Genomic DNA, 12,297 nt, shown 5'->3' on the forward strand with positions numbered 1-12,297 from the left:
ACACCGCCATTCTGCGACGACAGTCAAAACGGGTCCCTCATCCCCGTGCGCGCGGCGAAGAGGCCGTTCGAGCGCGGCTTGATGGCAATGGCATCGGGCATAACGGAGCTCTCCGCGGCTGCACTATTCTCGCGGTCGAACGGCGTCGGCTCAGTGCCGGCGGCGGCTCGAACGAAAAGCGGCGAGCTGGGCCACGGCAGCGTTGCCGCACCACCAGATGCCATCGGCGTCGACGCCCGCTCGGTGAGTGAACCGCTGTCGATCAGAGGGGAAAGTGTTTCGACATAGGCGAGGGTTTCGGCCGGTAAAGGGTGTCCGGTGAGATAGGCTTCGTAGCGTGCCGGGCCCGCATTATATGCGGCGAGGAAACCTGGCGATCCGAAGCGATCGTGCATCTCACGCAGATAGGCGGCGCCCGCCAGGATGTTGTCGCCCGGATCGAACGGGTCCTGCCCAAGAAGCCATCGAGCGCGTAGCTCGTCCCAGGTGCCAGGCATGATCTGCATCAGGCCAAGCGCGCCGGCGCGGGACACGGCGCGCTCGTCGCCAGCGCTTTCCTTGCCTATGACAGCGCGTATCCAGGTAGCCGGAACTGCGAAGCGTCGAGAAGCTTCGGCGATGTGCGCGGCATAACGATCGCTGGGCACGGATTGTTGTACCGCGTTGGCTTGCGCGATGCATGGGCCCACTGAGCAGGCCGACAAAAGGAGGCCGGAAAGAAGACGAAGCGCGAACCGGCGAACCGGATGTGGCTGTCCGGCGACCGATCGGCTGCGCGTTGGGCGCAGCCGAGAAGCGATTGAAACGTTGCGGCAGGGCATGACTCAAGCCGTCTCGCTGCGGTCGCGCGGACGGCTCCAGTGCAATGACCATGCGGTTGCGTCGTCACTATTCCGGAAAAGGCGTGCGCGGATCGGTTCGTGGAAGGTCGGGTCGTCGAACTGCAACGAGACATACTCCCCTGCCTTCTCGCTGGCGCGTGTCCAGCCTGCGCCGATCTCCGGTCCGTCATCGGTGCCGCGCAGCACGCGATAGTCGGGTGTGTTGTCACCGTCGCCTGGCTCGCTCGGAACGATGGTGAGTTCGAGGTCGAGCGTGAATGTGTGGATGCGGCCTGAGAAGATGCCTCCTTCGCGCATGAACTGTCCGATCTGTGGCATGGATAACTCCCTTGCTGGTTCGGCGGTGGTGGGGGTGGCGGCGAAACGTAAGCCGCCGCTGGCGCGCTCACCGCGTTGACGCGCGCCATTCGAAGCGGCCGTCACCTTCCTCGTCGGTCCAAAGAGGGATGGCGCGGCCGATGATGCGGTCGATGGAAATCGGGCCGAAGTAGCGACCGTCGAGGCTGTCGCGGACCTCCCAGTTCATGAGGAAGATTTCGCCGCTGGAGATGCTCAGGCATCCGCGCCAGGCCGGCAGTGGACGGCCCGCACGATCGTGCTCAAGCGCGGTTCCAGCCTCGATGCCGTCGACGGTGATGAGGACGTTTGTGCGGCAGACGGTTTGCCCGGAGACCGCGCGAACACGCTTGAGTAGCGGCAGGCCTTTCGGCAGATAACCACGCGCGGCGAGGAAGGTCGCGAGAGGCTCCGGCGCATCGACGGCGACAAGATCCGTGACTTCGAGGGAGCTATTGAAATCGAGCGCGTAGAGGCCGATCGGTGCGCTGGCCGAGACGTTCCAGATCAGCCTGATTGGCATCGGCGCGAGCGCCGGATAGCCGACGCTTGCCGTCGCGAGTGCGGTCGTGAGGAGGATACCGAGACGGCTCATGGCTTCACCCTCAAGCGTTGAAGGAAGCCCCGATGCTGGTCGAGCGTGTACGCCCGCGGCTCTAGGCCCGCTGTCATTCGGTTATGAATGTGTCGCCAGTGATCGGGCGATACGGCTTCGGGATCGATGCCGAGACGTTCAATTGCATCTATCGCCTGAAGCACGCGCTCGACCTTGGGCCAGCTATCGACCTTGAGCAGGATGTCGCCGCCTGGACGCACGAATGGCAGCGTCTGATAGGCTTCGCCGCGTGCGACCGCCCGAACAATATCGATCCTTGAGATCACTGTGCCGAAGTCATTGGAAGCCCAACGGACGAAGGCGAAGATCGTGCCGGGCTGGAAAAAGAGGAGGCGACGGCGGCGATCGATACGTTGTTCGTGCGCTGCCTGACCGAAGCGGATCCAGTACTCGATCTTCTTCTCGACAAAAGTCAGCTCGACATGGGTGAGGAGCGCGACGTTCATGACGCGCCCTCCACCAGCGTGGAGTGGTCGCCCTCATCCTTGCGACAGCAGGGGAGCGTTAGAAAGATTCTCAAAGAATCTGGGTTAGTGACGTTACGCCGACCGCAAGGCACTGAAAGACGGCGCTGAATCGTCCGTTCCGGTCCCTGATAGCACGAGGATCGGGTCCCCGATGGCACGATAGGGGCAGTCCCCAATAGCACGAGCGTATTCACAGCTTATCCCCGAAGCGCGTTGATGATTTCCGAGCCGGGCGCGGTGAGGCAGCAGGATTGGTGGCGACGAATGTGAGGACATCCGGTCCGTCGACCTGGAGTTCGATGCCGAGGCGGTAGCCAGGCAGCGGTTGTCGTCGGGCAATGTCGCGCAGGTCGTATGCGAAGTGCTTGAGCGGCGAGAGGCTGCCCGACTTGTGGTGCAGGTGGGCGAAGTCGAATCTCCAGCCGAATTGCTGGTGTCCGCCATGCTTGCGCACGATGCGGTATAGCCAACGCTCGAGGCCCCCGGTCAGATCGAAATAGGCCCGATCGATGGTGAGCACGAGCGCGTCGTCAAGGACGCCGCGATAGAACCAATCCGGCAAGATCAGTTCGACGCCGACTGGGCGTCCATCCCGGTCGGTCCGCTCTTGCCATTCATTCAGCCAGGAGAAGCGATGGCGCCGCCCCTCGGCTGGCTGACGGATGGAGGTCGCGATCGTGGTAGACTGGAGACGATCAAGCGCTGCTTTCAGGCGCTGATAGTCACGTGAGCTGACGCCGCGTCCGGTAAAGGTCAGGATCTCGTAGGGCGTCGTAGCCATCAGTCGTGATGTTCGGAGTCCGGCATCGCGGGCGTTGACGATCTGGCTGGCCGCCCAGATCAGGATGTCCGCATCCCAGATCGTTGCCATGCCGTGATCCGGCACGGCCTCGACCCGGATGGTTACGCCGCCGGCCTTGAAATCGATGGGTGCTGTCCGTTTGGACTTTGCGAGGGAAAAGAATGGATAGGCCATGAGATCCTGTGCATCGCGGGGAGCGAAGTCGCCGGGGAGTGCATGGAACAGATCAAGCTGTCCGCGCTCCGAAGGTGGACAAGTACGCGCCGTCAAGGGGAAGGGCCGAGCGATCAGCGGGCCAATCGGCCGGCATGTGCCGCGGGGATGAGGGAATGGCGTTTGGCGGGCAGGACGGTACCTCGCGGGTCGGAGGTAGAGGTCATGGCTCCGCGATTGGCCCAGGCCTGGAGATCGTCGATTGAGTAGACGACCCGGCCGCCGAGTTTGCGATAGCCAGGACCGGTTCCGTAGGTGCGGTGCTTTTCGAGCGTCCTGGCCGAAAGGCTCAGAAACGTGGCCGCTTCCTTGGTGCGCAGAAAGCGCGGTGGCAAGCCGGCGTTTCGACCGTTCATCGGGGTATCTCCATCACACTTGTGAAAGCCGCTGGGATCAAGCGGCGGACATGGGCGATGATGGAGAAGGGCCCCGGCGTTGTTCAGGTGCGAAATGGATGGAGCCTATTTCGCACGAACAGGCATATTGCCGCCGGACTTTGGCGCCGGCGTTCAGGCGTCGCGCCGTCGGAACCGTAGTAGCTTGCGGTAACCGCCTTCAATCATTCTGTAGCCATCGCGTATTAGGCGCAGCGTTGTGTAACGAAATGGCGAATCTTGCCATTCTTCAGCGACGATGAAGCGGGGACCGAACAGGGCGTGGGCTATGTCGAAATGGGAAGCCCCTTCAATTCGGCCGTCGAGAGCGCGAAGCATATGGCCGAGGCGAGTGCGTTGCGATGACGTCAGGCGTTTATCAGGCACTCTGCCACCCTTGGACGATCTGATGAACCTGTCCAGGGATGACAGTCTTTCGGAGGCCTTTGCGTCGAGGGGTACTATCGCAGCCAGGGGTTGCGCAGGGTCGGTGCCATAAAGCAGCGCGATCTGGCAGCTGTTTGCTGTCGAGAGGGTACGCAGGTGTTCACCGAGCTCGTCACGCTGTGAAGCCGCCGGCGGCAAAGTGGCGACGATGTCCGCGTCGTCTGCCAGCAGCGGCGGCGTGTTGATGAGCAGGATAACACCCGGATCGACCTCGGGTGTCCAGTAAACCGGCTGCTTGGTTGCCGGGCGATCAGGATTTGCTGGAAAATCGAAGCCCCCACTGCGATGGCAGTTCATTCGGGGGGAGGGGATTCGGCATGGCGTTGATTTTCTGCATGTCAGCAAACTCGCGCTGATAGGCTGGATTGCGGCGCAGGAATTCCCAGGCGAGGGCATCAGGAGTGACGTTGCTTATGAAATCGTAGGCCTGCGAGCTACGCCACTCAGACGAATCCGGCTTCATGCATCCTCCTGCAAATTTGCGGACCATCCCCGTAATGCAGTGGAAAAGCAGAGAAAATCCCGGAAAACCGGGATTGACCGGAAGTGATTGATGGGCTGTGCGCCTACCACAAGCTGTCGAAGGAGGTCGGCGCCCGACCGCCAAGTTTTCTCTTGAGGCTTTGTCATGTGCTGGCCAGTCAATTAGCCCCGACGTCGGTCACAAGCTTGAATAGGCAGTCACCGGGAGCGGCAAGGGCCGGTGCGCGGCGGCAGGCGACGAGGCCGGACTGCGCGAAACGGATTTCTTCAGGCTGTCTGGGGAGACCTTCGACTGGAAAAAGGAAGCCTCCGGATTGGCCGGCTTCGACAGAGTCGCCGAGTTCGACAGCAGGTTCGAAGATACCGTGAATGGGGGCATATGTGTACGCGCCTCTCCCGGCGACCTGCATCAGCCGGACAGGCGGCGGCGATTTGGTTTCGGCATTGGGCAATACGCCGATGTGCTTGAGGACGCGGTAGATACCTTGGCTGGCGATGGCCTCGCCAGTAGATGAGAAGCCGCCGCCTCCACCCAACTCGGTGGTGAGGGCTACCACGCCAAATGCTTGCGCGATCGCTGAAAGCGTTGTCGCGCCTCCGCCACCAGTGCCGTCACTGACGGAGCCAATCGGCGCGCCGAAGACCTGCATGAGTTCGATGAGTCTGGCGGTTTCCGCTCCAGTTTTGCCGCTCCGGATCAGGCAGCAGGGGAGATAGTACAAGGAACTGCCGCCTGAATGCAGGTCGATGACGATGTCGGCCATTGAGAGCAGAACCGAGCTGACATAGTGGGCGATCATCTGGGTTGGAGTGCCGTTCGCCTCGCCCGGAAACAGCCGGTTGAGATTGCCTTCGTCGAGAGGGGAGAGGCGTCGCCCCGCAACGACGGCGGGATAATTGAGCGCAGGTAGAATGAGGATACGGCCCCGTGCGTCTCGGGGTTCGACCTGCCGAGCAAGCTTGCTCAACGCAACCTGGCCCTCATACTCGTCTCCATGATTGCCGGCGATCAGCAGTGCGGTTGGCCCGGCACCATTCTTGATGCAGGTGATCGGGATCGGGATGACGCCATAGGCGGACAGGTCGGTCGAGAACGGCAATCGCAGCCAATCGTGCTGCTTGCCATCCTGGTTGAAGTCAAGAGTTGTCCAGATGCGCGTCTCACCCGCCGGTAACATCTCCATGTCAGTGCAACAGGGTGTTGAGGAAGCTGCGGGCGCGAGGATGACTGGGTGTAGAGAAGAAAGTGTCGGGGGCCGCCTGTTCGACAATGCTGCCCTGATCCATGAACACGACCTGATCGGCAACCTCGCGGGCAAAGCCCATCTCATGGGTGACGCAGATCATCGTCATGCCCTCGTGAGCCAGTCCGGTCATGACGTCGAGCACCTCCTTGACCATTTCGGGATCGAGCGCGGAGGTCGGTTCGTCGAACAGCATCAGGCGCGGGTTCATGCAGAGCGCTCGCGCGATCGCCACCCGCTGCTGCTGTCCGCCTGAGAGCTGCGCGGGATATTTGTTGGCCTGCTCGGGAATGCGAACCTTTTCCAGGAAATGCCGAGCCAGGCTCTCGGCTTCGTTGCGCGGCATGCCAAGCACGCGGCGCAGGGCGAGTGTGCAGTTCGACAATACAGTCAGATGCGGAAACAGGTTGAAGCTCTGGAACACCATTCCGGTCTGCCGGCGGGCGAGTGCTGTCTCCCTGGCATTGTCGCCCAGCCGGACCGTGCCAAGTGTGACGGTTCCCTGCTGGTAGGCTTCAAGCCCGTTGAGGCAGCGGATCAGGGTGGATTTGCCGGAACCGGAGGGTCCGCAGATCACGACGCGGGAACCGCTTGGGATGGTGAGGTTGATCTCCTTCAACACATGGAAGGCGCCATACCATTTGTTGAGCGAGGCGATCTGTACGGCCGGTTTGTCGTCTGAATGGGTCATGGATTATCTCTACATTCGCTTGAAGATAGCGAGCTAAGCGTTTGGATTTGTGAGGACGTAGCCAGCCGTTGGGGTGGGCGGCCGGCCGCCTATCTGGCTGTCGGCCCCATCAGCCTGTTTTCAAGCCGTTTGATGGCCAACGAAATGAGGAGTGCGAGACCGAGGAAGATGAGGCCGGCGACCGTCAGTGGCTCGGCATAGCGATAGGTCTCGGATGCGATGTCGAAGGCACGGCCCAACATCTCCGGCACCGCAAGCACCGCCAGATAAGGCGTCGCCTTGAGGATCGAGACGAAGTAGTTGCCCATGGGTGCCGCAATGTTGCGCAACATCTGCGGTGCGATGACAAAGATGGTCATATCGATCCTGCCGAGCCCAAGTGCTCTGGCGGCTTCGGCCTGGCCATTTGGGATGGCATCGATGCCGGCCTTGAACACCTCCGCGAGATAACCGCTGTAATAGAGGCTGAGCCCGATGATGCCTGTGGCAAGCGCACCGAGGCGAATGCAGTAGAATGGCAAGATGAAATACAGGCAGTAAAGCCAGACCAGCACCGGCGTTGCCCTGATGAAGTCGATCAGGAAGCGAACGAAAACTCCACCCAGCCCGCCGGAGCGGCGAATGAGTTCAAGGCCAAATCCGACTGCCGAGGCACCAATGCAGCTGACCGCTGCCACCAGCAGCGTCATGCCAATGGCCCCAAGGATGGTCGGCACCGTCGACAGCGCAAAGGCCACATCAAACTGCACAACGCGCCTCCCTTGCCGGGTTGATGCGCCGTTCCACCCAGCGGCCGAGCAGTGCGACCGGATAACAGACGATGAAGTAGGCAAGCAGCAGCGAGCTGTAGATCGGCACAGGGTCATACTCGATCTGGGAGATCTCCTTGGCGCGGAAGGTCATGTCGGTCAGCGTCACCAGCGAGACAAGCGATGTCGCCTTCACCAGCTGGATGAGCTGGTTGATGAAGGTCGGGCTCATCGCCACCAGCGCCTGGGGCAGCTCAATGCGCAACAGGATGGTGGAACGCGACAGCCCAAGTGCGTGGCCAGCTTCCTTCTGGCCACGGTCGAGTGCCTGCAGGCCGGCTCTGACGGCCTGGCTGGCATAACCGCCAATGTTGAGCCCCAGCACCATGGCACTGACCGTCATCGCCGACAGCGCCAGTCCGGCGAGGGGAAGGGCGTAATAGAACACGAACAGCAGGATGATGACGGCAGAGCTGCGCCAGAACTCGATGATCGAGGTCACCACGAACCGCGCCGGGCCCGTGGTCATGTATTGGGCAACGCCAAAGATGAGGCCAAAGGGGATGGCAAAGACAAGGCCATAGAGCGTCACCAAAGCGGTGACGCGAAAGCCCTGCAGGATGCCGAGCCAGATCTCGAGAACACTCATTTGCCGGCACCAGCCGTGCCACAGAGCTTCTCGACGGTGACGGTATCAGGCACGACCTCCGTCTGACCAAAGCCATATCTGGCCATTACCTTGGTCACCGTGCCGTCCTTCGTCAGAGCCAGTAGCCTTTCATCCCACAGTGCCCGCAGATCCTGGTCTTCGCTGCGGAACGCGACAGCTGCATAAGTTGCCTGTTCGTCTGTCGTCACGAAGGGTGTGGCACTCTCCAGGCCCTTGAGCTTGCCGCTGGCAAGCAGCCCGATCACGGTAGGAGACGAAAGCACCGTCACGTCGATGCGGCCGGAGCGCAGGGCCGAGATGTTGGCCTCGATGTCGGGGAACAGCAGCATGTTGCTTTCGGGTACGCCGGCTACAGTCGCATTCCTGACCGACACGCTGCCGCGGCCGGCACCCATGATGATCTTCTTGCTGACGATGTCGTCAAAGCCATGGATCTGTTTTGGATTACCAGCGAGCACGATGGCTGCGTCATGGACCTTGAGATCGGGTGCACCGAAGGCGACCTGCCGGCAGCGCTCCGGTGTGATCGACAGACCGGAGGCAACCGCATCGAAGCGGCCGGCCAGCAGGCCCGGGATCAGGGCGCCGAACTCGGTGACCCTTATATCGATCTCCTTGACGCCAAGTTCGGCGAACGCGGCCTTGAGCAGATCAGGGTGCCATCCCTTTGCCTCGCCGGTGGCTTCATCGCGAAAGCCCCATGGCGTCCGGTTGTGGATGCCGATGACGATCTTGCCTTCGCGCAGGACACGCTCCTTCGTCGTCTCGGCAAAGGCCGGACCACCTGGCAAGGCGGCGATCAGCGCGAGCAAGGCGCTGCACATGAATGCAAGCCGCAGGCGTACAGAACTTCTGAAGGTCATTTTCTCTCTCCCATTGTTGTAAAATGTGCCTGCCCGACCGCCGATGCAGGGGCGCCCGGCGCATGGCCACGCGGCCGTCGCAGTCTCGCCTCCCGCGCTCCTGCAGGGCGTTCAGCTTCGCCGTGGATGGCTTTCGACGGCTGTGTTGCCGTCTGACATGGACGGGCGAATCCCATTGGTCGCAGCGACCAGGCCGCCTTCGCCCAATGCCTTGAGGTCTGCCAAGACCGACTGGATTTGCGGCCAAGGGAATGCCGAGGTGTCCCCCATGTTCTCGCCGCCGCCGCCGATGATCTTCAGCTTGGCGATCACCCCGGCAAATGACTGGGCGGGAGTGGCGGTAACAGCGTCGAGGATCTCTTCCTCAGCCTCAACGGCCTGTGCCTCGGCAGCACGAGCCCGTGAATATCCGACCTCCACATCGAGCTCGTCCCAGCGTGTCTGGAGGTCTACAGGTGGAGCTGGCTCAGCGGCTGATGTCGCATCCGCTTCGTTATGGGCCGAGGCAGTCCGCAGGGCGTTCCTGATCCTGATCTCAAGGCGCTGCTGCAGCCGGCACAAAACCACCGCCATGTGGTGGGCCTGCTCCCACTCCTGCAGAAGAACAACACACGGGTCGATAGGCGTAAGGAGAAGCGCGGCATGTACAATATCGCCAACTGCCCCAACGTCATCCAAAGCACAGCTCATCCTTCGTCCACCTTGGGTGACGAAAGGCAAAGCTGTGGTATTGTCGGAATCAGCCATGATCCGAGCTCCAACCAGCTTGGGTTTGGTCAGGCCGAGTAGGTGTTCCAGCAACTACTCGGCCGTCTTCAGAGGCAAGTTCTTATACAAATTGATTGATGTCAATCGGAATGTTTAGTTGAAATCGCCAGTCTTGACGATGGAGCAGTGCCGCGGCGCTCGAGCGATGCTTGGCTGGAGCCAAGAGGATTTGGCTCAGGTGGCAGATGTATCTCGACAGACAGTCGCTGACTACGAACGAGGTGCTCGGGTCCCCATCTTGAACAACCTCAAGAGCATGGCTGGAGCGCTAGAAAAAGCTGGCATCGAATTGCTGCCTGACAACGGAATTAGATTATCAAGAACCCGGTCGGAGTAGTCAGCACGATCTGGTCGGCCAAGTTGCGCGCCAACTGCAGCCGGGCGGGTGGGGTTAGCCGCAGCTGGCGCTAAGCTCGTGTGTTGCCTTTTGGGGGGGGCGGCAAGAGCCTGCCAGCAAATTAGACATAGCTAACGCAACGTCAACCAACGTTAGCGTGTCTTGAGAAGGATTTATCGCAACTAACGAACGCCTGGACTTGCAGCTCTGCCAATCTTGATCGGCGCAACTCCGGCCGTCTGCCTGTTCTCGAGCTAGAACTAGCGAGAGCAAGGCGCAGCCAATCGGTCGCTGTTTCTGACGCAGCGTCTAGGCCACCAATCGTCGGATTGACGTAGCTGTCGGAAAAACCTGGATGCCCTGGAATAAGTGAGAGCAGCATCTACGCCTTTGTCTTGCGTCCTGCTCGCTTTGCTGGCTGCTTTTCAGCAGGCTTGCGGCCAAGACCAAAGCTCCTAGCCATCTGCGATCGGTGGGCCGAATAGCTAGGCGCAACCATTGGATAATCTGCGGCAAGCCCCCATTTTGCGCGATACTGGTCAGGCGTCAGACCGCGAATGGTGAGGTGACGCTTCAGCGTTTTGTAGCGCTTCCCGTCCTCGAGGCTGATCAGGTAGTCGGGCGTGACGGACTTCTTGATCGATATCTTCGGCGTCAATGGTTCTTCGAGCGGCGCTAGCGGCGCGCCAAGATTGCTGATGCTGGAATGGATTTGGGCAATCAAGCCAGGCAGTTCTCCGGCCGGGACGGGATTGTTCGAAACATAGGCCGCCACAATATCGGCAGTGAGCTCAATGAGCTGATTATTGGGCTTTAGCAATTCTTCAGTCATCACATTCCCTCCGGCGGATAAACCCTCATGCCTTTTCGGTAGCGGACTTTTGTCAACAGCGAAACACAAATGTCTCAAACGTTGCCGCCCAAACTAGCAGTTAGATGGCGTTCAGAGGAACTATGACAGAGTTCGAGCAGGGTAGGGCTTTACTGGAGCACGTCCCAGCCGGCCGTCCTGGTTCAAGGCCGCGCGGCTGGTCGCAAACAGGTGGCTAAGGTTGAGCGTAGCTGGATGACAGTAAAGCACCCGTGCATGGACGGCCGTACCGGATACGCCTGTTTCACACCTGCCTCGTAAGAAGCAGCGCATAAAGCAAAGACCCCGGACCGTCCGACAGCACCAATGCCGGGACGAGGTCGAAGCAAATTCGCGGCCATTCGCTCGGTTAACAAGGTGACCTAAGGAGGTTCAGCATAGCGCCGCGCAGCGGGAACCGGGGTGATCGCCTCCGACGAATGGTCCACATATGGAGCCTTGCGTCAGGAAGTCTTCATCCTCGACCATCGATTATTTATGCGTGGCGTTGCGCGCACCAGTTCGCGGGCAAATGTTTTGGTCTGGCCATGGTGAGGCCGGCCCGAAGTGCCTCTTCCAAATCTGATGTGACGTATGCCGTTTCAGGGCCCCCAGAAAAATGATTGACACGAAGGCTGTCGCCTCTCTTGCTGATCATGATGCCGACTAGCCTTAGCTGCTCCTGCACCTCGCGATATTTCATTGGCTGTACTCCCCGCCATTGCCTGAATGCCCCAAAGCAAAGTTAGTCAGCACTAAAATGAACTGCTGGGCAAGGGTCGAGCCAATCAATGAGAAATCACGAAAGGGTGCGCCCGCACGTTGGGGTTTGGCGGCGTTAATTCTGTACCGTCAATTCGACCAACGACGAACGAGCATGTTGATCGAGCGACTGCAGTCACCGTGTGGAGGATCGAGACGCTGTTGATCGGCACGTGTTATGGGCATATTCGGGAACGCTGCCCTTTTCGACCGGTTAGAGGGCGGTCCTGCATGCGGCGCTCCAACTTGGCCGGCGCCTCCCGGCTGAGTCTTCCAAAGTTGCGCCGGCCTGCGGACAGACTGCCGCCGCGCGCAAATGCTATCAGTCTGCCGATGCTGGCTCAAGGATTGGCTTAGCTCTGCTGTTTGCTGTCCAGCTATTGCGGACGCCTCGCGATCGAGCGGTGAACGGCTGGTCAGGGGCCGTTTGCGGTCGGTCCGGTCTTGGCGAAAGCTCGCAATAACCCGCCATTCGGCAACCGACCGTTTGTCGCCGTTCAGGGAACTTTCGTCGCCGCGCGAAACTCGCCGTTCATTCAGCGCCTATTTTCGACTTAACCGCCTCGCGGGGCCTGTATATTTCACGCCCGAACGGCATGACGAGGCCATCGCTATATTCACGATAGCCAACTCATTTTGCTGATGGAAGGCTCCGCGCCTCCGCCGGTTGCTTTCCCCGCGCATCAGGGCGTAACAAAAACGGCCGAGGCTCTAATCGCCAATGGATGACAGTTCAGTGGCAGGTCAGGAGGCCGAGCTTGGGCACGAGCCGAAGCGCCCGCC

Annotated in this window: 16 protein-coding genes; 1 reads left to right on the forward strand and 15 read right to left on the reverse strand. The window is 60.5% G+C overall.

Features of this window, described 5'->3' with window-relative positions; genetic code table 11:
- Window positions 1-23 precede the first annotated feature (23 nt).
- The 14 genes from IG197_RS23680 to IG197_RS23745 form a co-directional block, all read right to left on the reverse strand.
- Window positions 24-821: a lytic transglycosylase domain-containing protein gene (locus tag IG197_RS23680; RefSeq protein WP_192315284.1), complete on the reverse strand. Its 798-nt coding sequence runs from the start codon at window positions 819-821 to the stop codon at window positions 24-26.
- 3 nt (window positions 822-824) lie between these two features.
- Window positions 825-1,160, reverse strand: a complete 336-nt coding sequence (locus tag IG197_RS23685) for a DUF736 domain-containing protein (RefSeq protein WP_192315286.1) — start codon at window positions 1,158-1,160, stop codon at window positions 825-827.
- 67 nt (window positions 1,161-1,227) lie between these two features.
- Window positions 1,228-1,773 carry a S26 family signal peptidase gene (locus tag IG197_RS23690; RefSeq protein WP_192315287.1) on the reverse strand — a complete coding sequence of 182 codons (546 nt, stop codon included), beginning with the start codon at window positions 1,771-1,773 and terminating at the stop codon, window positions 1,228-1,230.
- Window positions 1,770-2,240 (reverse strand): DUF2840 domain-containing protein, encoded by a 471-nt coding sequence (locus IG197_RS23695; RefSeq protein WP_192315289.1) that lies wholly within the window; start codon window positions 2,238-2,240, stop codon window positions 1,770-1,772. Before IG197_RS23695 ends, IG197_RS23690 begins: the two co-directional genes overlap by 4 nt.
- Window positions 2,241-2,451: 211 nt before the next feature.
- Window positions 2,452-3,237: a replication initiator protein A gene (locus IG197_RS23700; protein ID WP_246765228.1), complete on the reverse strand. Its 786-nt coding sequence runs from the start codon at window positions 3,235-3,237 to the stop codon at window positions 2,452-2,454.
- A 113-nt stretch (window positions 3,238-3,350) separates the two neighbouring features.
- Entirely contained in the window at window positions 3,351-3,632 is a 282-nt protein-coding gene (locus IG197_RS23705) for an AlpA family transcriptional regulator (RefSeq protein WP_067965069.1), read from the reverse strand.
- Window positions 3,633-3,785: 153 nt separating this feature from the next.
- On the reverse strand, window positions 3,786-4,394 hold the full coding sequence (locus tag IG197_RS23710; protein WP_192315293.1) for a DUF2285 domain-containing protein: 609 nt from the start codon (window positions 4,392-4,394) through the stop codon (window positions 3,786-3,788).
- A complete protein-coding gene (locus IG197_RS23715; protein ID WP_192315295.1) occupies window positions 4,348-4,560 on the reverse strand; it encodes a transcriptional regulator domain-containing protein in 213 nt (70 codons plus the stop codon). Before IG197_RS23715 ends, IG197_RS23710 begins: the two co-directional genes overlap by 47 nt.
- 178 nt (window positions 4,561-4,738) lie before the next feature.
- Window positions 4,739-5,764 carry a succinylglutamate desuccinylase/aspartoacylase family protein gene (locus IG197_RS23720; RefSeq protein WP_192315297.1) on the reverse strand — a complete coding sequence of 342 codons (1,026 nt, stop codon included), beginning with the start codon at window positions 5,762-5,764 and terminating at the stop codon, window positions 4,739-4,741.
- 1 nt (window position 5,765) lies between these two features.
- Window positions 5,766-6,515: an amino acid ABC transporter ATP-binding protein gene (locus tag IG197_RS23725; RefSeq protein WP_192315299.1), complete on the reverse strand. Its 750-nt coding sequence runs from the start codon at window positions 6,513-6,515 to the stop codon at window positions 5,766-5,768.
- Window positions 6,516-6,604: 89 nt separating this feature from the next.
- Window positions 6,605-7,264 (reverse strand): amino acid ABC transporter permease, encoded by a 660-nt coding sequence (locus IG197_RS23730; RefSeq protein WP_192315301.1) that lies wholly within the window; start codon window positions 7,262-7,264, stop codon window positions 6,605-6,607.
- Window positions 7,254-7,913, reverse strand: a complete 660-nt coding sequence (locus tag IG197_RS23735; protein WP_192315303.1) for an amino acid ABC transporter permease — start codon at window positions 7,911-7,913, stop codon at window positions 7,254-7,256. Before IG197_RS23735 ends, IG197_RS23730 begins: the two co-directional genes overlap by 11 nt.
- Window positions 7,910-8,797, reverse strand: a complete 888-nt coding sequence (ehuB, locus tag IG197_RS23740; protein WP_192315305.1) for an ectoine/hydroxyectoine ABC transporter substrate-binding protein EhuB — start codon at window positions 8,795-8,797, stop codon at window positions 7,910-7,912. Before ehuB ends, IG197_RS23735 begins: the two co-directional genes overlap by 4 nt.
- Before the next feature lie 111 nt (window positions 8,798-8,908).
- Window positions 8,909-9,544 (reverse strand): hypothetical protein, encoded by a 636-nt coding sequence (locus IG197_RS23745; protein WP_192315307.1) that lies wholly within the window; start codon window positions 9,542-9,544, stop codon window positions 8,909-8,911.
- Between the two features lie 139 nt (window positions 9,545-9,683).
- Here IG197_RS23745 and IG197_RS23750 point away from each other — a divergent pair, with 139 nt between their 5' ends.
- Entirely contained in the window at window positions 9,684-9,902 is a 219-nt protein-coding gene (locus tag IG197_RS23750) for a helix-turn-helix transcriptional regulator (protein ID WP_192319940.1), read from the forward strand.
- A 382-nt stretch (window positions 9,903-10,284) separates the two neighbouring features.
- Here IG197_RS23750 and IG197_RS23755 read toward each other — a convergent pair whose 3' ends face one another.
- Window positions 10,285-10,734, reverse strand: a complete 450-nt coding sequence (locus tag IG197_RS23755) for a MucR family transcriptional regulator (RefSeq protein WP_192315308.1) — start codon at window positions 10,732-10,734, stop codon at window positions 10,285-10,287.
- Window positions 10,735-12,297: the final 1,563 nt, after the last annotated feature.

Source organism: Aminobacter sp. SR38, assembly GCF_014843375.1.
In the GTDB taxonomy this organism is placed as follows: domain Bacteria; phylum Pseudomonadota; class Alphaproteobacteria; order Rhizobiales; family Rhizobiaceae; genus Aminobacter; species Aminobacter ciceronei.